Raw genomic sequence first — 21,123 nt, 5'->3', positions numbered from 1 at the left:
ACTTACTCCTGCGGAGTCAGGCTCTTAATTTTATCCCCGGTCTCTTTTCGCCGGTTACACTCTTCTGTATTATTGCAGGTTCCGAACAGATGCAGTGAATGCGCTTCAATGTTGAAATCGTAAATCTTTTCCATCATTTTCTGGATTTCCAGGATTCTGGGGTCACAAAACTCAATCACTACGCCGCACTCTTTACAAATCATATGGTCATGCTGCTGGTATGCGTATGATCGCTCATAGTAATACTGATTTTTACCAAACTGCTGACGCTGAACCAACCCGCATTCGATCAAAAGATCCAGAGTATTGTAAACGGTTGCCCGTGATACCCGTGTGCCGGTCTGCTTCATGTTGAAGAAAATGTCATCGGCGTCAAAATGCCCTTCAGAACGGTAAATCTCTTCCAAAACCATAAATCGTTCCGGAGTCTGTCGTTGATTCCGTTCTTTCAAATAGGTTCGGAAAATCTCTTTAACAAGTTGAATTGTCTCCTCGTGTGCCGGGTGTGCCATGATAAAAGTTGTTAACAGGTGGTTCAGTTGAACGAAAGGTTTTCAAACGATCTTATGTAGTCTGTGGTATATTCTGAAAATCGGATTTTAGGTCTATTAAAATTAATCAGATCTTTTATCTTACACTATATCTACCATACATATAAACAAAGATCACCGATCATCATGCCTACAATTGTCGCATTTGAAACCATTTCGGAACTTTTCGAGAATCTTGTAGCAAAATACGAAAAATCTGACAAAACAGCGTTCGCCTTTAAGCCTTCTGCTGATGAACCCTATAAAACCATTACATGGAGTGAAGTTCGGGATGATGTAACGGCCGTTGCAAGTTACCTGCTTCAGCAAGATGTGCGAAAAGGTGACCGTGTTGCCATACTGAGTGAAAACCGGTACGAATGGGCGGTCGTAGACCTTGCGATTCAGTCTGTTGGGGCGATAAACGTATCGGTTTATACCACGTTACCGGCGGCACAGTGCGAATACATTTTGAAAAACTCCGAATCAAAAATCTTTTTTGTTTCCACCGGAATTCAGCTGAAAAAGGCGATTGAAGTGTTTGACAACTGCGAGGATTTAAAGCAGGTGATTGCATTTGATGAGCCAAAAGTTCAGGATTACATCGAAAAAGAGTATGTGAAACTCTTTGATACCATCTGCACCGCCGGGATTAAAGCGGAACCACAGCAGTCTGAGAAACTGAAATCCCGCAAAAAAAATATCAAACCGGAGGATGTGGCTACGCTGATTTACACATCAGGAACAACCGGGAAACCGAAAGGAGCAATGCTTACGCAGCGTAATATTGTAAGCAACGTAAAGGCCGCACATGATGCGATTTCCATTGGAGAAAGCGATCGTTGTTTATCTTTTCTTCCGCTTTGCCACTCCTTTGAACGAACTGGCGGATACTATGCTATGATTGCCGGAGGCGCCGAAATCTACTACGCTGAAAGTGTAGATACTGTCGCCCGAAATATGCTTGAAGCCCATCCCACCATCGTGGTAAGTGTTCCGCGGCTGTTTGAAAAAATCTATAACCTTGTGAAAAAAAATGTAGAGGAAGGCAGCGCCATTCAGCAGTCCATCTTTAACTGGGCACTCAATGTCGGCGAAAAATACTGGCACGGTAAACGTGGTTTGGTCAGCATACAAAAAGCGATAGCTGATAAACTCGTATTTAGTAAACTGCACGATCGGACCGGTGGAAATATTCACTTTTTTGTATCGGGGGGGGCTGCACTGCCGGCTGAAATCGGAACATTCTTCATGTCAGCCGGACTGAATATTATTGAAGGATATGGCCTGACCGAAACGTCTCCCGTGATGTGCTGCAACCGGTATGGTGAAGAAAAAATGGGAACTGTTGGAAAAGTGATTAACGGCGTAACCGTTGGAATTCAGCGGCTGGATGACAATAAAATCATTGCACAAATCAGCGGTGAAGATTACCCTACAGAACTTACTTCTGAACCGGGTGAAATTCTGAACCGGGGCCCAAATACCATGAAAGGGTATTGGAAAAATGACGAAGCAACCCAGGAGATGATCGACGAAGATGGCTGGCTGCATACCGGTGATGTCGGCCGATTCGTAGACGGGCGCCTGGAAATCACCGATCGAATCAAACATATGATCGTAAATGCCGGTGGAAAAAATATCTACCCGGGACCGATTGAAGATATGTTTAAAACCAGTAAATGGATCGATCAGCTTGTAGTCGTTGGCGAAAAGCAGCCATATATGGCCGCACTGATTGTTCCCGATTTTGAAGCGCTGGAAAATTATGCAAAACAGAACAGCATCTCGTATGAGAATATGGATGACCTGCTTGGCAAAGAGGCGATTGTGAATCTGTTCAGCAAAGAAACCCGCTCATTTTCAAAAGAGCTGGCATCTCACGAGAAAATCCGGGACTTCAGATTACTGCCGAATGAGTTTACCGTAGAAACCGGTGAGCTTACGCCTACGCTGAAAGTAAAACGCAGAGTGATTGAAGATAAATACGGCCACCTGATTGAAGATATCTTCAAGGATGCGTGACCGGTTTTTTGATACGATTGTGGTAAAAAAAGAGCAGGTTTATTTAAATTAAACCTGCTCCTTAAAATCTGAAGTTAAAAAGAGGAAAATCGGACTACCCGTCTTCAAATTCGGTATCCGCTTTCGGCTGTTTTCTGGCGTTGATAAATGATTTTACGCCGGCAACGATAAAGAAAATACAGAGAATCGCCATCACGGCCTGTGCGTACGCTGCAGCCGGGCGCTCCAGCTCTCCGCCGGTCAAAACACCAAGCACGCTCATTAATCCTCCGAAAGATCCGCCAAGGCCCAGGATGGCCAGCAGCAGAGCTGCGTGCATCACATGTTTGCGCATCGATTCATTTCGGGTTCCAAGAATTCCGAGGGCTACAAAAACGATTCCAAAAAATGCCGGAATCAGGGCGGTTGCGCTGGCGGCACCGGTTGCGATGTAAGAGATCGCACCGAGTAAAATCATAATAACACCGATAGTTGTTGATAGTTTTGGCACAGTTTCCTGGGTTTAAGAGTTTTGAATAAATATATCGAGAGAATTTATAAACGTGTTGACCCGGCGCCGGTTTACACCTAAATCACCTCTGCCAACACGGCTCCGGCTGGAGATATGCAGAACAGAATCTCCGTTTTTGTGAGCTTCAATGCGGACGTTGAAATCATCGCGGAAGCCAAATACAGGTATGCGAAATACGGCATCTGTTTGAAGGGTTTGTGAAGCTTGGTCAATTTTTTCTGCACCCATCTCGCCGAGAATCTGTGGTAAAATATCGAAAAGTGAGGACGGATCAGAAGATATTTTTTTAGAGATGCGCACGCAATTGGGCGAATCTGGACAAGCGGGAAGCGGATTATTCCCGGGCTGAAGTTCATCACTAAAATCCGAGTTGGTGGAACCCTTCAGCGGTCCAACCAGGTTAAGTAGAATGATCAAAAAAAGTGCCAGCAGGCCGGCAATAATCCAGGAAAGTTTCATAAGAGTGGTACCTGTTTGGAATGAATTTTTATGGTACGACCGGCTAACAAGTTCGGAGAAAATTACATTTCTTAATTCCCCATCTATCCACCGGACATCTCAATACACTCTTCTACAGTTGTTGCTTCCTTCAGGATATCGAGGTTTTTCTTGCGGATAAAACCTGCTTTTGCGGCCTTTTGTATCATGAATTGGAGCGGATCGTAAAACCCATCAATATTAAATAGCGTAATCGGCTTTTGAATGATTCCGATCTGGTTCCATGTGATGATCTCAAAAAGCTCCTCCATCGTGCCAAATCCGCCGGGCATGGCTACAAAAGCAGAGGCCAAGTCTGCCATTTTTGATTTCCGTTCGTGCATATCGCTCACCGTTATCAATTCGGTGATACCGGTGTGGGCCACCTCTTTGCTGAACAGGTTCCCGGGAATCACGCCGGTGACGCGGCCCCCGTTCTGCATCACCGAATCGGCCAGGGTTCCCATCACACCGAGAGAGGATCCGCCGTATACAAGTTCGATATCCCGGCTGGCCAGCTCAGCTCCAAAGTGTTTGGCAGCGGAGAGTATATTCGAATTTATTCCCGGTGATGAGCCGCAGTAAACACAAATTCTCATGATGTCACTTTTGTCATTCGGCTCAAAACTGCTTCAAGCTTATCCAGGAAAAAATGAACCTGTTCCACCGTGTTATCTTTACCGAAAGAGATTCGAATACTGGAATTGGCCAGTTTGTCGGATAACCCGATTCCCTTTAACACGTGTGATGGTTCAACCGCCCCGGATGTGCAGGCTGATCCGTTCGACACGCAGATTCCCTCGATATCGAGATTCAGGAGAAGCATTTCGCCATCGAGTCCTTTTTCGTCATCCGATGTAAACGCCAGGTTGATGATATGAGGCACTCCGTCCTGAACCGGACCGTTTACCAGGTATCGGCCGCTGAAACGGGATTCAAGTCCGTCAAACAGCTCTTTTCTAAGTTTTTTGTAGTGGGCGCTGTGATCCTCCACGTGATCGATACAATATTTGAGCGCCTGCGCCAGCCCCACAATTCCTGCCACATTGGATGTACCGCCACGCCGGCGACGCTCCTGTGATCCGCCTTGAAGCCACGGAAGCCACGGGGTTCCGTTTTTTACGTAGAGTACGCCGATCCCTTTCGGGCCGTATATTTTGTGCCCGCTCATACTAAGCAGATCAACCCCCAGCTCTTTCACGTTCACCCGAAGCTTACCCACGCTTTGTACCGTATCGGAGTGAAACGGAACCTTTTTTTCCCGGCAAACATCAGCGATCTCTTTGATCGGAAGAATGGTTCCGATTTCGTTGTTTACATGCATCAGGCTTACAATCGCTGTGTCATCAGAAATCGCCTCAGAAACTTGCTGCGGGGTGATCAGTCCATTACTGTCGGGCTGCAGATAGGTTACTCTGCACCCTTTCATTTTCAGGCTTTCGGCGGGATGGATGACGGCGTGATGCTCGATAGGAGATGTGATGATCTCTGTTTTTCTTGTAGCATTTACCACGCCTTTAATAGCGGCATTATCGCTTTCGGTGCCGCCGCTTGTAAAGATGATTTCCGACGGTTCCGCACCAATTAATTTGGCGATCATCTCCCTGGAGTCTTCAATCGCAACTTTTGTTGCCCGGCCGAACTGGTGGGCGGAATTGGCGTTTCCAAACTGGTGTTTGTAAAACGGAAGGATTTCATCCAGAACCTTGTCATCCACAGGTGTTGTGGAGGCGTGATCAAAATAAACTATGTCCATATCTGCAGCTTTTTTCATGATGGGACAAAATATCGAAAATGAGTGTTAAAAGCAGAAGTTCAAATCTCTGATTTAAATCCATGGATCCCACAGAAGAAACTATTTCCAATCGAACGGTACAACCTGTATTTTTAATAACCCGAAATAATTTGAAAAACTAACAAACCGAAAAAATGGCTAAACAAACACTGAAAGACGTTGATTTAAAAGGTAAAACCGTATTGATGAGAGTTGATTTCAACGTGCCGATTAAAGATGGAAAGATCGGAGATGATAACCGGATTGTGCAGGCGCTCGAATCGATCAATTATGTGGTTGAGCGCGGGGCGAAACTGATTCTCACGAGCCACCTCGGCCGCCCCGGCGGTGAGCCTTCACCGGAGTTTAGCCTGAAGCCGGTAGCCGATCACCTTGCAACTCTGGTGGATGTGCCGGTCCATTTTGCCGAGGACTGCATCGGGGAGAAGGCTGAAAAAGTGATCAAATCAGCCAAAGAAGGAGAAATTGTGCTTCTTGAAAATGTTCGCTTCCATCCCGAAGAGAAAAAGAACGATCCTAAATTTGCGATGAAACTCGCCACGCATGCCGACATTTTTGTGAATGACGCGTTTGGAAGCAGTCACCGGGCTCACGCTTCGGTAGCCGGCGTAACAGAATTTTTACAGCCATCGGTTTCCGGTTTTCTGCTCGAAAAAGAGATTCAGTATCTCGAAGATAGCGTGAACAGTCCCAGTCGTCCGTTTGTAGCCATTCTGGGCGGGGCAAAAGTTTCCGATAAAATTGGAGTGATCGAAAACCTGATCTCCAAAGTAGACACGATCATCATCGGAGGCGGGATGACCTATACGTTCTACAAAGCGATGGGGCTCAATATCGGGAATTCGCTGGTGGAGGATGATAAAGTTGACCTCGCCAAAGAACTAATGAAAAAGGCTGAGGATAAAGGCATCGATTTCATGCTGCCGATCGATTCGGTGGTTGCTAAAGAATTTAGTAACGATGCGGAGCACAAAGTTGTGGACCGCGACGGCATTGAGGATGGCTGGATGGCGCTCGATATTGGACCGCAGTCGTCTATTGCATTCAGCAACCGCATTAAAAACGCGCGAACAGTTCTCTGGAACGGCCCGATGGGTGTTTTCGAAATGGAGAATTTTTCTGATGGAACCTTCACCGTAGCGGAAGCTCTTGCGGATGCCACAGCGAATAACGGCGCTATTACCATTATTGGCGGCGGTGACTCAGCAGCGGCGATCAAAAAATCGGGACTACAGGATAAAGTCTCACACGTTTCAACCGGTGGCGGTGCCAGCCTGGAGTATCTCGAAGGAAAAGAGCTGCCCGGTGTTGCCTCACTGACGAATAAGTAGTCGTCAGCTTTAATTTATAACCTGCGCATTGTAAACATCCCGGCCATGAACTTTTGGAGCGGGGTGTTTACAATCAGGCGGGCGATCAGGTTTCTGCCAAACGGGAATGTCCGTTTTCTGCCCAGCCACATGTTAATCTCAGCGCGAAAAGCCACATTTTTTGCGGTTTTTATAGCATTTTCTGAAAATCGTTTTAAATGTACTTCTTTTCTGCCGGGCTTATCTAAGCACGTTTGAATCGCTTTTGATGCGCGTTCAGCGGTGATCCACCCCAGGTTCATTCCCTGCCCGCCAATCGGGCTCACAACATGAGCGGAGTCTCCCGCAAGCAGAATTCTGCCCGAATAAAATCGTTCGGCCAGAAAATGCTGCACGCCAAAACTGCTGATCATCCTGCCCGTTTCACCCGCAAGATCCTCCCCGATTCGCTCCCGGATGAATTCCTCTAACATCTGTTTTTGATTCTGTTTGATGTAGGATGGAGTTTTAACCACCCATCGGCGCATTTTATTTGGCAGCGGGAATGATTCAATCAGCCCATTTTTATGCAGATAAACGGCGGCTTCTGTCCCAAAATTGGTTGTATCAGGGTAATCTCCCATGACGTAGGTGTCGGGATACGGTTTCCCCGTAAACCTGATACCGGTGATCTCCCGTACCGCACTGTTTTTTCCATCACATCCCACAGTGTAGAGCGACCTGATTGTATGCTGCAGGTCCTCTTTTTGATAGGTAACCTCAACAAAATCCTCGGATTGCGATATTCCGTTTACCACCGCACCGCGGATGAGGGATACAGAATCCAGGTGAGTCACCCAGTGTTCAAGAATTTCTTCGGTGCGGTTTTGAGGCAGGGCGAGAATGTAGTTGAACGGTTTTTTGCATCGCGAAAAATCAACGGTCCCGATCCAGTTTCGATCGACGTATGCGCGTCCTTTCTGTATTTTGATCCCTTTTTCAGTGAATCGGGAAGAGATACCCAGCTTCTCAAATAACTCCAGGGAAACGGGATGGATTCCGAGCGATTTGGAGTGTTGATCGATCTGATTTCTGGCTTCGAGTATGGTTACGCTGTGTCCGGCGCTGCCAAGCGTCCCTGCAAGATAGAGTCCGACCGGTCCGCCGCCAACAATAAGTACATCTGTTTTGGCCCGGTTTTTCATCGAACCTGTTGTTTATCAAATATCGCAATCAGCCGAAACGGAAATTGACGGATTACCCGCCAGCCGTCCGGCAGCTTTTCCCGGAGTTCATCCGCCCGGTAACTGCGGCGGATGGAGGTTATGCCATCTTCAGCAATAAAACTATTACGGAACAGAATGGGCGCGATCAACCTGAACAATCCGTACCCGATATCACTCCGCTCAATATCACTGAAAAGAACAAGATCTGTGGCCAGGCTTTCTGCATCCCGGCAAATTTGTTGCAAATCCTCTGTATTGAGATGATGAAGCAGGTGATTGGAGATTACAACCGAATAGCGTTCACCCCGTTCTGATAACTCAGAAGAAGATTGCTGCAGATAACGGATTTTCGGGTTGCCGGTTCTTTTTCGTGCAAATTCAATAGCACGCGAATCGGGATCAATTCCGGTGAATTGCACGTTCAGACCATCTTTTTCTGTGAATGATGACAGTGCCCGGAGAATATCGCCGCCGCCGCACCCGATATCGAGAAGAGCAGACTCATTTTTCTGCTGATTCAAAGCAGGATGAATGAATTTTCGGTAGATCCTGCCCCAGCCGCCAAGCAGACGATTCACTGTGGCAAACTGTTGGTAGGTGTTGGTCAGCTGCTTTGGATCGCAGTTTGCGTCATCCATCTTTTCAAGGAGGCCGGGATCTCTTTCTGAGAGGAAAAGAGGCATTTCAGGAGTGCATGCGCGTTAAAAGTGCAGATTCAATGGTAATTCCGGGTCCGAATGCAACGGCCATAGCGGTTTGCGGCTCATCACTGTGGTTATTTTCCAGGAGCTCTCGCAGAACAAAAAGAACAGTTGCGCTGCTCATATTTCCATAATCAGACAGAACCGAACGCGAAGCCTGGAGCGAATCTTTGGGCAGATCCAGGGTTTTGCTGAAGCTGTCGAGAATAGCCCGTCCGCCGGGATGTACGCCCCATAAATCAATCTGATCGACGGATAATTTGTGTTTTTTAAAGACTGACTCCATGAATGGCTGTATACCACTGCTGAGAATAGACGGCACATAGCTTGAGAGCACCATGTTGAACCCGTTATCGCCAATAGACCATGCCATATCTTTCTCTCCCTCCGGTGTGATCAAGGATGCAAAATTATCAATCCGATAAAAGTTCTCCTTCTTGGGCTTTTGACTGCTCACGATCGCACCAGCTCCGCCATCAGCAAAAACAGATGCTGAAATGAGATTATCGGTCACCGGCGCAGACTGGAAATGAAGTGTACAGAGTTCAACCGAAACAACCATAATATTTGCATCAGGATCTGCAGAGCAGATTCGGTGCGCAAGTTTTAGCGCGGGTAAGGCCGCATAACATCCCATAAAACCCAGGTTATAACGTTCGGTTTCGGGCGAAAGGCCCAGGGATTTGATGATGTCAAAATCGGGCCCGGGTGAATAAAATCCGGTACAGGATACGGTGATCAGATGGGTGATATCTCCGGCGCTGAAGTCGGACCCCGCTATTAATTTTTGAGCAACATCTACAAAAAGTTTTTTTCCCTGCTCAATGTAGACGTCGTTTCGGCTTTGAGTGCCCGGCGAGGAACCCTGACCATTAAAAAAAAGCTTGAAGGCACCCTCTTTTTTGAAATCATCCACAACGGAGTGTCTGGTTTTTATTCCGGAACGATTGTAAATATGGTGCAGCAGACGAGTCTCTTTTTCGTCTCCATCTACAATCTCTTTCATCCTGTCTCGCAACTCCTCCTGCCGGTACTGATGCGGGGGAACCGATTGCTCAATATTGTGAATATATACAGACATTCTGTTTTCTTTGATTATTCGGCTCCCGAATCTGAACAATTGGCTGAGGACCCGGCACCGTTACACCGCTGATATAATCAACCTGCGTTATCCGTTGCGTTCTATACTGATGGAAGTTCAATATGGACAATTTCGTTCGATCTGAATCATTGTAAATTTTTTTGCTGTTTCTTACATAATTAGATAAAATTCCCTCTACATCATCAACAAAAAGCTACGAGAAGCTTTGGAAACATCGAGACGTTGCAATTCAATTATGAAACTTTTTACACCACTATTCACTCTTTTTTTTCTCTTCCCGATCTACTCATTCGGTCAATTCAGTAATACAGAAAGTGATATTACTACTGAAGTTTATAATTTACAATTTACAAACAGCCAGAGTTTTCATGCCTCTGTACCCTATTACGCACAGAATGAGATTGATTATCGAATGGAAACCGGGCTGTTTTTTGGATTCTCTCACCCCGGAATAGAAGCGTCTTTGTTGCAGCCGTATATACCGGTTTACGGCAGTTTTTTCCTCGGTTTTGCAGGAGAACGCAGTTCAAGGGCGTTGGTGCCAGATACGTGGGTCAGTGGCATAACTATAGGCCGTGAATATTACGTCAGAGGCTCGCTGGATGATGTTACAGAGGAGAGGGTTTCTCTATACTTTCGGGCTGGCCCCGGGATTGGCCTTGCCGGAACAGGATCTTTTCTGGGACCCGATGCTAACTACTATTTTGGATTTAACGGGCAGCTTATTGCCGGAATGGATGTTCGGCTTTCAGATCGCACAAAATTATATCTGCATGTCGGCGGCAGATCACTTTGGTATCCGGCACTGGATGATATCGGTTTTTTTGTGACTCCATATTTCTCATTTGGGGTGCGTTTTCTATTGCATGGCGGAGATCCCGCCCCTGTACGATTTCGTTAAAACCGTTACACACGCATCAGTTTTCCTGTCTTAATATAAAACCTTGTGTTATGCAGAATTCCTGCCACGGTTAATCCAGCAATCAAGCCGATCCAAAAACCGGGTGCTCCATATCCGAATGTAAATCCAAGAAGATAGGCTGTTGGAATTCCAATGACCCAATAGGCAACAAGGTTCACATACATCGGGATTTTTGTGTCTTTCAAACCGCGAAGTGCACCGTAACCGCTTACCTGAAGCCCATCAGATATCTGAAAAATGGCGGCCATGTACAGAAGCTGAACGGCGATGGCTGTTACATCGGCATCTGATGTATAAATGGCAGTAATCGCTTCAGGAAACAGAAATAGAATAGTGGCTGTACAGATCATAAACAGGGTTGAAATTCCCACGCCCACGTAACCGCGAAAACGTGCTTCTCCAGGTTTTCCTTTCCCGACAGAGTTTCCGACACGGGCAGAGATTGCAATGGAGAGTCCGAGCGGAATCATAAAACAGATCGATGCAAAATTAATCGCGACCTGGTGAGCCGCCACTTCGATAGTGCTTAGCGTGCTGATCAGCAGGCTTACTGCGGCAAACATGCTCACTTCCATCGATGAACTAATGCCGATGGGTGTACCGATGCTTAAGAGTTCGCTCAGATATTTCTTTTCGGGCCAGCGGAATTTTCCGAAAATATCAAATCGCTTATATGGCGGATACCAGACGGTAAACCATAATAAGGCAATAAACATGATGGTAAAAACAAGCGACGAAGCATAACCGGTTCCAATGGCCCCGAGTTGGGGAAATCCAAACTGCCCAAACATTAAAACATAGTTCGCCGGGATGTTTACGAGCGTTCCGATTACGGCAATATACATGGCCGGACGCGTGACGGATAAGCCCTCGTTAAAATGACGCAGAGCCGAATATGCGAATGCGGGAAAAATCCCCCAGCTGATTGCTTTCAGATAACCTGCGGCAATGGGTATGATCTCTTCGGTAACCTGCATCAAAACAAAAACAAAATCGAGATTTCGCAGGATGAAGAAAGCGGGCAGTGCAAGTATCTGGCTCAGCCAAAGCACCTGGCGTGCATTTTTACCGATATCATTAAGGTTGCGGCTGCCCATATTCTGTGCCACAATGGGGGTGACAGCCATCAGGCATCCCATGCAGAGAACCACCAGCGGCATTAATACACTTGTGCCCACGGCAATTGCTGCGAGATCTTCCGGTGAGAGGCGGCCGGCCATAATGGTATCCACAAAACTCATGCTGATCTGCAAAAGCTGCGTAATGATAACAGGGAAGCCGATCTTCATGAGAAGTCCGGTTTCTGTTTTTATCTTTTGGCGGTATGTGAGCTGATTTTGATCCATCTAAATTTTTGCGATGCAGATGGTACAAAAAATCGAGCTAAATCACCGCACGAAATCCGGAAATGATTTCAGAGAATTGAGCCGGGCAGCCTGGTGTTGTGTTAATCCTAAACCTGATAGGTTTGAAGAATACAGGTCTGATAATAATAGTCTGGTTATGAAGTAAAAAAAAGCAATAAACCTAACAGGTTTTACCAGCCATTTCATCGATGACTATAAAAGGAGTGAGATCCTTTTGACACCAAGCTGCCAAAAAGGTTTTCAGGATGAAGAGGGTTTTTTGGGAAGGTGTATGGTAAATGTTGTTCCTTGCCCGGGTTTTGATTCGAATGAAATGTCTCCATCATGTGCTTCAATAATTTTTTTAGTGATGGCAAGACCAAGTCCGGTTCCCGAGGATTTTGTAGAGAAGTTTGGTACAAAAATAGTGTTTCGATTCTTTACCGGTATCCCTATACCATTATCTGCAATGCTAATCTCAAGTTCTTCATTCTGAAACCCGGCATCAATTTGAATTTTTGAATTTCCATTTTCACAGGCTTCAATACCATTTTTAATTAGATTAATAAGTACACGGCGAATTTCATCCTGCACACAATGAATGGTAAGATCTTTCGATCGAATGTTCAGCTCAATTTCTACACCTTCATCGTGGCCATACAGATCGGCAACCGATTCAAGCAGAGGGTTCAGGTTTACCGGTTCAAACGGATCGCGGATCGGCTTTGAAAATTTCGAGAAATCACTGGCAATCTTGTTGAGTGATTCTATCTGTTCAATAATATTGGCCGCGGTTGTTTCGATGATTGGCTTGAGAGCGAGCACATTATCAGGGTTTGCTTCGAGCTGGCGCTGCAGATGCTGCAGGTTTAATTTCATTGGAGTCAGCGGATTTTTTATTTCATGTGCCACCTGTTGTGCCATCTCTTTCCAGGCGGATTCCCTCTCCGCTTTAATAAGCTCTTTTTGGGCCTCATCGAGTTTGTTGACCATTAAATTATACGCTTCTGCAAGCGATCCGACCTCATCCTGGCTGGTAACGGGGATTTTAGTTTTCTGCTCTCCCCGTGAAATTTTATTCAATCCCTTCTGAATCAGTTCAAGCGGGCGTGTTAACTGGTTTGAAAACACAATGGCTCCAATTGTAAAGAGCGAAAAGATTACAAGGTAAATTCCAAAGAGGTAGCTGGTGGTTTCAAGAAGCTGATCGGTGTAAACGGGAGATTGCGTAAATGTGGGTATGGCAATGGTGCCAACCGGCTGGTTATCATCATCTACAATGGCGCGGTATCCCACCATAAGCGTCTCTCTGCCGAGTTCCACGGTTGATACGATATGCCTCCGCTCCCGATTGTAAAGAAATTCGTAGGCATTAAATGGTAGAATGGTTGGAATCAGGTGTTGTTGAAATATCTGCGGTGTCGTTGATTCTACCACCCATACGTTTTGATAGAGTATGGCATCTACATTTAGAGGAGTCGTAACGTCAGACAGTGGAATCTGGAATGAATCAGTCGAAATTTCCGGGGATGCGAGCTGGATCGATTCTCCCAGGTTTTTCAGTGTATTTACCAGATCGCGCTCAATATTTTTTTCCGTTTGATTGCTGATAGCAAATTGTGTGGCAAAAATCAGTACGGTTAAAAAGAGGAGTGTGGCCAGTGTAAATCCGTCAATCAGACGATTTTGGAACCGTTTGCTTTGGCTGAAAAGGTGAAAAGGCCGTAGTCCGCAAATAGATAAAACCGCCATCACAAATAAACCGAAGAATAACAGGGGTAAAAAGAGTCTGAAAAAAGAGAACAGGTGGTTTGTGAAACCCGGTTTAGGGGTGCTGACTTTCACAATATTTCGATCACCTACCCTCAGTAGAATTTCTCTGAAAGAACCCTGGGCGGTTCGGGTTGTGATGAATGCGAGTGAATCCTGCATAGCAATATTTCGCTCAACATCCGAAAGACGGTTGTATTCAGGCTGATCGTTATAAATACCTTTAGTAGCGCTGCGAACTACGCGGTTTCCGGTAAACTCGGCCATGTAGAAACTTTTTCGCCAGTCTTCGCCAGTAGTGGCCGTCATCACTGCGCGGATCGGTTTATTAAAATCGGGCCGTTCCTGGTAGATTGAACCGGTGATCCAGGCGATAATATTGCCTGGATTGGTGTTACTGTAGATAGGAATCCAGCCACGGAAAAAGGATCGAAAATGTTCTCCGATACCGGTGGGTCGATCCCAAATAATTGGCCGGTTCGTTTCCATACGCAGCTGCTCGCCGCGATGCGAACGATTCATTAATTCAAGATCGAAAATTGAGGACCATCCCGGCGAATCAATACTGGTTGAATAATCTGAAATCATATCCCCATCGGCGCGTACAAGATGAAAATCGAGCGTATAGTTTTGCCACTCTGTCTGTATCAAAGACTCTATTACCCGCTCAAATCTGGATTGCGCTCTTTCGGGTGTTTCAAAAATATCTTCATCCGGAATATCCTGAATCCGAAATTCGATGGTCTGAAGAATAGATCGGAGAATGGCCTCACTATCGCTTTCGGCCTCTGCTGCATATTCTGTGGCAATGGAGTGAAGTTCACTGTCAGCGCGATCCGGTGTGGTATTCCAGATAATATAATAGACGGAACCGGCTGTAAAGAGTAACAGGATAATCATGCGCCGAAATCCCGACATAGTTGTGAAAAAGTCAGGATAGCGGGACATCAACCAACCGGTAAATATAAACGCTGAAAAAAGGAATAGAATCAGCAGAAATTGCCATCCAAGGAAAAATCCTTGATCAGTAAATTGATCGATACCAAACGATGTGGCAAGAAATGCAAAAACGGAGGACAAGAAGATAAGGACAGCCTTATCCTGTTCAAATTTGAAAAGGAATTGCGAAACAGCCAGGCTGATTCCCGTTATGGCTGCAAAAAACAGCGACGCTGAAATATAAAAAATCAGGGTATTCAGCGGAGGAATCAATTCCAGATCCAGAAGCGGAATGGCAGTGTCTGCAGTTAATTGTTTGGTGCTTATCACAAAAAAGAGAATCAGGAGAAGCTGTACAACGCCATACATCAATGCAATCAGTGCACCTTTAATCTGCATCTGCCGGGACTTTACCGGGTTGTATCCCCGAAGTGTATTGATGGCGACAAGGCTGAAGAGCAGTAAAAATAGCGCATTGAGAAGATATTCACCCAGAATCAGCTGGGTCTGAAGAACATCGTCAGGCCCTCCGGGAAGAAACAGCATTCCCCACGATTCAGCAACAGAATAACGAACCGCCAGGAACCACATTAGTGATATGAAGCCAATCTGAAACAGCAGGGAATACCAGCTTTTATGATTTACAGCAAATACAATAAAAAACAGAAAAAGTGCTGCAATGATCGCAATATGAAACAGGTATCTCGATTCAGAAATTGCATCAAAAAAACTGGCTTTGAAAGCCTCATAATCGGTGTCTTCGGCGTACACCACTCCAACACTGTCTGATGCGCTGGTTGCAAGAACCCTGTATGGCATGTTTGAATCAGGCGGGGGCTGGGAAAAGCTGTATCGGACCGGGTAGAGATTTGTTAACGAGGGGTGGTCAGAAAGTGTGAAATTAATATCACCTGCAATGGGCAGATTTGTCGTGTGGGAAAGTTTACGCCCTGCAACAAGCTGGTATGAATCATCTTCAACCGAAAACGTAACCTGGGCAACTAATACCGATAGGTTATTACGTTTCTGCAGATACGTTTGAACAGAATCGGACTGGCTGCTTTCGAAAGGCGGCGGAATTACAATATGAAACCCGTTCCAGCTCCAGGGGATGCCGTTCCGGTAGAGGATCACTCCCCAGAAATCATGGTTTGAAAGTGACCGGTAGATAAACTGCCTGTTTTGCTGCTGACTGATGATCTCCTGAAGTTGCTCCAGTAAATTCTCGGTATCACGTGTTAAATCCGCCTGAAAGTTTTCGAAGAGTACAAGCCCCTGGTCTAAGCTTTCCTCGATGATGGGTTCAGGTGATTCGGGCAGTTGGCCGGTCCGGGAGTTGTTATATTCAAAAAATCCGTACAACGCCAATATGAGCAGCAAAAGTGCTCCTGGCAGTATCAACGGATTTTTTAAAAGAAGGTTCAACTATCTTTCGCTAAGGTGTCTTCTAATTCTGTCCGGACGGCATCACTCCACATTTTTTCAATACCGTAGTATTCACGTTTTTCTTCACTGAAGATGTGAACCACAATATTTACGTAGTCCAGTATGATCCAGCGCCGGATCTCCATTCCCTCTTTTTTCCAGACGGATTCACCGAGGTCTTTTTTCGTTTTTTCGGTAACGCTGTTGGCAAGTGCACGGATTTGTGTGTCCGATGATCCGTGGCATACGATAAAATAATCGGTTAAAGTAGTAAGCTCCCGTACATCAAGCAGTACGATATTTTTTGCTCTCTTTTCGAGAAGTGCTTCGCTAATGGTTTCTATCAGCTTTGCAGAATCGGCAGTTTTGGTTTTGGAATCTGTCGAAAACTGTCCGCTTTTAAGAATAGATTTATCTGTCATAGGCAATTATTAGTTTGTTATAAATTAAGGGATTCATAATCGGCGCCAAGTACTAAAGTTACATCCAGGTAAAACTCTCCGGAAATTTCCCGGAGGATCTGTTTTTCATCAATCCCGAGTGCACTGGCAACCCTTCGGGCATTTTCCAGCTGTGCAGTCCGGGCGATCACAATTGTGTTTTCAACATTAAAATGGTCGAAATTACCGGTTTCTACAACATCAAATCCATAGTTCCGAAGTGTACCGGTGTATGCCGTTGCAAGGCCGGGAATACCACATCCGTTTAATACTTCAAGTTGTATTACACTACTAATTAATGCGGGATCTTGTTCCGATCGGTCTGATATAATTCGCGGGTAGAGAAGACGGGTGATGAGTGAAAACACCAGGATCACAAGTAAAAACCCTAAAAAACCAATGGCTGCATTCAGCAGTAGTGATGATCGTTCAATTCCTTTATTACTATCTGCCATTTACGATTCAGGTACTACCAGGTAGAATAATTTCCGCCAAATGGAGAACGGTTGCCTCTGTGAAATCCGTGGTGCCCATATCCGCCATAACCGAAAGGTGAGTATTGATACGGACGTTGAGAAAATTCTAAAGAAATATTTGTTCGGTCAGATATCTGATAATCAAGCCGGGCACGATCAATTATGATCCGTGATCCGAGACTTTCGTTTGTCATGTAACTATTGCCGAAAGGGGAATGCAGAAAAGATACATCAACTTGTGCGTCCATTCTTTCGCTGATATCAAACAGCATAGAATTTGTGTATGCGTTAATATTTTGCATCTGACCGCCAAAACTACTGAAAGTCATAGAATAGGAGTGATTCATCGTCATGTTCAGCGCATTCATCCAGCTGCCGGTCGAGGGCTGATGATCTGTGCTGACAACACCACTATACTCTGATGATCCGCCCAAATCCTCTCTCAGCTGGGCATCAGCAACTGAATAGGATAAAAAAGTTATAGAAACGAGCAGTAGTATGATTTTCATGGCGAAAGTAATTTCATTGTTGATCTATAATCAATAATACATAAACGGTAACACTTAGTAAACAATTTCACACTGAATAGAAAAAATTATAACGCATCAGCAGTTTGAAAAAACGGTTCACAACTTCGTTTGTTGTACCATAAAAAAACAGGTATATTATTAAGCTGAATTCTTTTATAAAACGCAAATACAAAACACTTCTGCCGTATGAAGATGAAACTTACCGATTTCAAATTTGAAATCGAAGATTTTAATGTTCCTGAAGAGCCGGTAAACCCTCGAGATTCCTCAAAACTTATGGTGCTAAACCGTGAGGATCAATCAATCAAGCATGAGACATTTGCTGACATTCATAAATATGTGAATGAAGGTGATGTAATTATCTATAATAATACCAAAGTATTTCCGGCGAAACTGAAAGGAAAGAAAGAGAAAACAGATGCGGATATTGAAGTTTTTCTTTTAAGAGAGCTGATGCCGGAAAATATGCTTTGGGATGTGCTGGTTGAACCTGCACGTAAAATCCGGATTGGAAATAAGCTCTATTTCGGGGAAGATCTGATGGCAGAAGTTGTAGATAATACAACGTCTCGCGGACGAACCATTCGCTTTTTGTATGAAGGATCGAATGAAGAGTTATATGAAAGATTAGACGAAATCGGCGACATGCCGCTTCCACCATACATCGAACGGGAACCTGTGGAGGGCGATAAAGAACGCTATCAAACCATTTTTGCCAAAGAACGCGGTGCTGTGGCGGCCCCAACGGCTGGAATGCATTTCACAGAAGAACTTGTTGAGAAAATTGAGAAAAAAGGCGCCGAATTTTTGCCGGTAACTCTTCATATCGGATGGGGAACGTTCCGTAATGTTGAAGTGGAAGATCTTACCAAGCACAGAATGGATTCTGAAAACTTCCTGATCTCTAAAGATACTTCTGATAAAATTAATACGGCTCTGAAGAGTAAAAAAAATAAGGTTATTGCATGCGGCACATCCGCGGTTCGGGTTATCGAAACCAGCGTGATGGCAAGTGGTATGTCGAAACCGGGAACAGGGTGGACTGATAAGTTTATTTATCCTGATTACGATTTTAAAATCACTGAAGCGGTAATTACCAATTTTCACAGACCTGAATCAACTCTTTTAATGCTCGCAGCAGCATTTGGCAGTTACGATTTCATTATGAAGGCGTATGAAGAAGCCAAAGAGAATGATTACCGTTTTTTCACTTTTGGTGATGCGATGCTGATCCTCTAAACGGAGTTTTTGTGACCAATCCGGCATTTTCATTGATTATACCGGCGGCTGGACAAGGCAAGAGGATGCAGTCAGAAACTCCCAAGCCGTATCTGGAGCTGAAAGGTATAACTATTCTGGAGAGAACGCTTTCAGCATTTTCGGAAATTTCAGGTCTTTGCCAGGTTATCGTATCAACCTCGTCACAATATGAGGAACAGACCCGTAAACTGCTGAAACGGAAATTTCCGGATATTTCAGTTGATGTTGTGAGCGGCGGCAGGGAGCGTCAACACTCCATTTATAATGCGCTGATGGTAGTGCTGGATGAGGCTGACCTTATTGCTGTCCATGATGCGGTGCGTCCATTTGTACTCGATTCCACAATTTCACAATGTCTCCGGAAAGCGTATGAAACGGGCGGGGCAATACCGGGTGTTCCTGTTAAGGATACAATCAAGCGGGTGGATAGTAAGGGGTTCATAACCCAGACACCCGACCGGACAGATTTATGGCAGGCACAGACACCACAAATTTTCAAAAAAGAAATTTTGTTGAAAGCCTACAAAAATGCGATTAAAAAAGATTTTCTGGGAACAGACGATGCTTCACTCGTTGAAGCTATAGGAGAACGGGTCAGTGTAGTTAAAGGAAACCGAAATAATTTCAAGATCACGTATCCGCTCGACTTTAGGATCGCAGAACTTTTGACAGATGAAAATTATCACGGCTAATGAAGAATATCAGAGTAGGTTTGGGGTATGATTCACATATTTTTGCTTCCGGGAGAAAATTAATCCTCGGCGGGATTGACATACCATATACGGCTGGCTTAAAAGGACATTCCGATGCCGATGTGCTGCTTCACTCTCTCACTGATGCCATACTTGGAGCAGCCTCACTGGGTGATATTGGGTCGCATTTTCCCGATACAGATCCGGAATTTAAGAATGCTGACAGTGGAGAGTTGTTGAAAGATGTAATGCGGCTGGTCAGAAAAAAAGGATATGAATTCGGGAATGGAGACGCCGTAATCGTAGCAGAAGAACCTAAAATGAAGGCGTATATAGCTGAAATTGAGGCAAATATTAGCAGGCTGATTGGTTGTGAAAATGAAGATATTTCCGTGAAAGCAACCACAAATGAAAAAATGGGAGCAATCGGGCGCAAAGAAGGGATTGCTGTCCACTCCGTAGTTTTGCTGATGAAGGTATAATGTCATGGAAACAGTTACCGGGGAGCTTATCGATTGGATTTTGACGCTGTCTCCATTGAGTGTTTATGCGATATTTGCACTGGTGGCATATCTTGAAAATGTAGTTCCGCCAATTCCGGGTGATATCCTGGTGGTATTTGGGGGGTATCTTGCCGCAGAACAGGTTGTTGGTTTCAACCTCTTGTTGCTGTTCACTACAATCGCTTCAGTGATTGGTTTTATGAATATGTATGGTATCGGCTATTATTTTGGGGATAAAATTGAGGCCCAGCGTCAAAAATTTTGGCTGATGAAAGTGGTTGATGTAAAATATTTTGACCGGGGCAAGAGATGGATGCATCGATGGGGTCAGGGTGTTATATTAGCAAACCGTTTTTTAGCGGGTACCCGATCTGTTATTTCGGTAACAGCAGGGCTGACTAAAACACGCGTTTTGTCAACTGTAATTTCTGCTACGATCAGCTCACTGCTTTGGAACTTAATTTTGCTTGGATTAGGTTGGTTTGTGCATGAAAACTGGCAGATTATTGGTCATTACCTGAATATATATGGCTGGTTTGTTCTTGGGATAATTGTTTTGGCTGTTGCCGGAAGATTTCTCTTCGTACGCTATGTAAAACAAGGCGCGACAGAAAACAGAGAGATTTAAAAAATAGTGTTCTTTTTTGTTGCTTAGTTATAAATAACTTTTTAAGTTTCAGGTCTTTCAATGATACGAAAGAGAGATCGGTACGTCGGGTTCGTATTATTGAAGTTTTGACATATTGAAAATGATTGCCAGTGTAGCTCAGGGGTAGAGCAACGGTTTTGTAAACCGTCGGTCGTCGGTTCGAATCCGGCCACTGGCTCATTACTTACTTTGGGGGGATACCAAAGCGGCCAACTGGGGCAGACTGTAAATCTGTTGTCTTACGACTTCGTAGGTTCGAATCCTGCTCCCCCCACTTAAAGATTTTTTAATGCAAACTGATACAATTAGCGGGCGTAACTCAATTGGTAGAGTGTCACCCTTCCAAGGTGAATGTTGCCAGTTCGACTCTGGTCGCCCGCTCTCTGAAACAAGCCGATATAGCTCAGAGGTAGAGCACTTCCATGGTAAGGAAGGGGTCGTCGGTTCAATTCCGACTATCGGCTCTTCAGGTAGCAGGTTAAACTAACAAACTCAATTCTTAATAATATTTAGTC

20 protein-coding genes and 4 tRNA genes are annotated in these 21,123 nt (G+C 45.0%); 11 read left to right on the top strand and 13 right to left on the bottom strand.

Features of this window, described 5'->3' with window-relative positions; genetic code table 11:
• Positions 1-2: 2 nt before the first annotated feature.
• On the bottom strand, positions 3-512 hold the full coding sequence (locus DYD21_RS14555; protein ID WP_116037731.1) for a Fur family transcriptional regulator: 510 nt from the start codon (positions 510-512) through the stop codon (positions 3-5).
• 165 nt (positions 513-677) lie between these two features.
• Between DYD21_RS14555 and DYD21_RS14550 the strand changes: the two genes are divergently transcribed.
• A complete protein-coding gene (locus tag DYD21_RS14550; protein WP_116037882.1) occupies positions 678-2,555 on the top strand; it encodes a long-chain fatty acid--CoA ligase in 1,878 nt (625 codons plus the stop codon).
• Between the two features lie 94 nt (positions 2,556-2,649).
• Here the strand turns inward: DYD21_RS14550 and DYD21_RS14545 are convergent, their stop codons facing one another.
• The 4 genes from DYD21_RS14545 to DYD21_RS14530 all read right to left on the bottom strand — a co-directional run bounded on the left by DYD21_RS14545 (position 2,650) and on the right by DYD21_RS14530 (position 5,299).
• Positions 2,650-3,012, bottom strand: coding sequence for a hypothetical protein (locus tag DYD21_RS14545; protein WP_116037730.1), 363 nt, complete (start codon positions 3,010-3,012; stop codon positions 2,650-2,652).
• Positions 3,013-3,057: 45 nt separating this feature from the next.
• Positions 3,058-3,525: a DUF1499 domain-containing protein gene (locus DYD21_RS14540; protein ID WP_116037729.1), complete on the bottom strand. Its 468-nt coding sequence runs from the start codon at positions 3,523-3,525 to the stop codon at positions 3,058-3,060.
• Between the two features lie 83 nt (positions 3,526-3,608).
• The gene (locus DYD21_RS14535) at positions 3,609-4,142 is read right to left on the bottom strand and encodes a TIGR00730 family Rossman fold protein (protein WP_199535557.1); all 534 of its coding nucleotides are present in this window, start codon (positions 4,140-4,142) and stop codon (positions 3,609-3,611) included.
• On the bottom strand, positions 4,139-5,299 hold the full coding sequence (locus DYD21_RS14530; RefSeq protein WP_116037881.1) for a cysteine desulfurase family protein: 1,161 nt from the start codon (positions 5,297-5,299) through the stop codon (positions 4,139-4,141). Before DYD21_RS14530 ends, DYD21_RS14535 begins: the two co-directional genes overlap by 4 nt.
• Positions 5,300-5,472: 173 nt before the next feature.
• Between DYD21_RS14530 and pgk the strand changes: the two genes are divergently transcribed.
• Complete coding sequence (gene pgk / locus DYD21_RS14525) at positions 5,473-6,669, top strand: phosphoglycerate kinase (RefSeq protein WP_116037728.1); 1,197 nt, start codon at positions 5,473-5,475, stop codon at positions 6,667-6,669.
• 14 nt (positions 6,670-6,683) lie between these two features.
• Here the strand turns inward: pgk and DYD21_RS14520 are convergent, their stop codons facing one another.
• From DYD21_RS14520 to DYD21_RS14510, 3 genes are read right to left on the bottom strand one after another with little or no spacing between them, the layout of a single operon-like run.
• Positions 6,684-7,832 carry an FAD-dependent monooxygenase gene (locus tag DYD21_RS14520; protein WP_116037727.1) on the bottom strand — a complete coding sequence of 383 codons (1,149 nt, stop codon included), beginning with the start codon at positions 7,830-7,832 and terminating at the stop codon, positions 6,684-6,686.
• Positions 7,829-8,536, bottom strand: coding sequence for a methyltransferase domain-containing protein (locus tag DYD21_RS14515; RefSeq protein ID WP_116037726.1), 708 nt, complete (start codon positions 8,534-8,536; stop codon positions 7,829-7,831). The genes DYD21_RS14520 and DYD21_RS14515 overlap by 4 nt, the downstream gene beginning before the upstream one ends.
• A 1-nt stretch (position 8,537) precedes the next feature.
• Positions 8,538-9,635, bottom strand: coding sequence for a type III polyketide synthase (locus DYD21_RS14510; protein ID WP_116037725.1), 1,098 nt, complete (start codon positions 9,633-9,635; stop codon positions 8,538-8,540).
• A 256-nt stretch (positions 9,636-9,891) separates the two neighbouring features.
• On the opposite strand from DYD21_RS14510, the gene DYD21_RS14505 reads away from it, so the two are divergent.
• Positions 9,892-10,557, top strand: coding sequence for a hypothetical protein (locus DYD21_RS14505; RefSeq protein WP_116037724.1), 666 nt, complete (start codon positions 9,892-9,894; stop codon positions 10,555-10,557).
• A gap of 5 nt (positions 10,558-10,562) precedes the next feature.
• Here the strand turns inward: DYD21_RS14505 and DYD21_RS14500 are convergent, their stop codons facing one another.
• The 5 genes from DYD21_RS14500 to DYD21_RS14480 all read right to left on the bottom strand — a co-directional run bounded on the left by DYD21_RS14500 (position 10,563) and on the right by DYD21_RS14480 (position 17,483).
• Positions 10,563-11,867 (bottom strand): MATE family efflux transporter, encoded by a 1,305-nt coding sequence (locus DYD21_RS14500; RefSeq protein WP_233505552.1) that lies wholly within the window; start codon positions 11,865-11,867, stop codon positions 10,563-10,565.
• Positions 11,868-12,185: 318 nt separating this feature from the next.
• Positions 12,186-16,058, bottom strand: a complete 3,873-nt coding sequence (locus DYD21_RS14495) for a HAMP domain-containing sensor histidine kinase (RefSeq protein ID WP_116037722.1) — start codon at positions 16,056-16,058, stop codon at positions 12,186-12,188.
• Positions 16,055-16,480 carry a ribosome silencing factor gene (rsfS, locus tag DYD21_RS14490; protein ID WP_116037721.1) on the bottom strand — a complete coding sequence of 142 codons (426 nt, stop codon included), beginning with the start codon at positions 16,478-16,480 and terminating at the stop codon, positions 16,055-16,057. The genes DYD21_RS14495 and rsfS overlap by 4 nt, the downstream gene beginning before the upstream one ends.
• Before the next feature lie 17 nt (positions 16,481-16,497).
• On the bottom strand, positions 16,498-16,953 hold the full coding sequence (locus tag DYD21_RS14485) for a LytR C-terminal domain-containing protein (protein ID WP_116037720.1): 456 nt from the start codon (positions 16,951-16,953) through the stop codon (positions 16,498-16,500).
• Between the two features lie 14 nt (positions 16,954-16,967).
• Positions 16,968-17,483 carry a hypothetical protein gene (locus DYD21_RS14480; RefSeq protein ID WP_116037719.1) on the bottom strand — a complete coding sequence of 172 codons (516 nt, stop codon included), beginning with the start codon at positions 17,481-17,483 and terminating at the stop codon, positions 16,968-16,970.
• 213 nt (positions 17,484-17,696) lie between these two features.
• Between DYD21_RS14480 and queA the strand changes: the two genes are divergently transcribed.
• The 8 genes from queA (at position 17,697) to DYD21_RS14440 (ending at position 21,072) form a co-directional block, all read left to right on the top strand.
• Entirely contained in the window at positions 17,697-18,743 is a 1,047-nt protein-coding gene (gene queA, locus DYD21_RS14475) for a tRNA preQ1(34) S-adenosylmethionine ribosyltransferase-isomerase QueA (protein ID WP_116037880.1), read from the top strand.
• Positions 18,744-18,754: 11 nt separating this feature from the next.
• On the top strand, positions 18,755-19,456 hold the full coding sequence (ispD, locus tag DYD21_RS14470; protein ID WP_255415937.1) for a 2-C-methyl-D-erythritol 4-phosphate cytidylyltransferase: 702 nt from the start codon (positions 18,755-18,757) through the stop codon (positions 19,454-19,456).
• An 8-nt stretch (positions 19,457-19,464) separates the two neighbouring features.
• Positions 19,465-19,938, top strand: a complete 474-nt coding sequence (ispF, locus tag DYD21_RS14465; protein ID WP_116037879.1) for a 2-C-methyl-D-erythritol 2,4-cyclodiphosphate synthase — start codon at positions 19,465-19,467, stop codon at positions 19,936-19,938.
• A 4-nt stretch (positions 19,939-19,942) separates the two neighbouring features.
• Complete coding sequence (locus tag DYD21_RS14460) at positions 19,943-20,587, top strand: DedA family protein (protein ID WP_116037717.1); 645 nt, start codon at positions 19,943-19,945, stop codon at positions 20,585-20,587.
• Positions 20,588-20,714: 127 nt separating this feature from the next.
• Positions 20,715-20,786 (top strand) — tRNA-Thr (locus DYD21_RS14455).
• A 13-nt stretch (positions 20,787-20,799) separates the two neighbouring features.
• A tRNA-Tyr gene (locus DYD21_RS14450) sits at positions 20,800-20,882 on the top strand.
• 34 nt (positions 20,883-20,916) lie between these two features.
• Positions 20,917-20,989: transfer RNA gene (locus DYD21_RS14445), tRNA-Gly, on the top strand.
• Positions 20,990-21,000: 11 nt separating this feature from the next.
• Positions 21,001-21,072: transfer RNA gene (locus DYD21_RS14440), tRNA-Thr, on the top strand.
• The last annotated feature ends 51 nt before the right edge of the window (positions 21,073-21,123 follow it).

Source organism: Rhodohalobacter sp. SW132, from assembly GCF_003390325.1.
Classification (GTDB): domain Bacteria; phylum Bacteroidota; class Rhodothermia; order Balneolales; family Balneolaceae; genus SW132.
The sequence above is the reverse complement of the archived record's forward strand: the minus strand, read 5'-3'. Positions and strand labels throughout refer to the sequence as shown.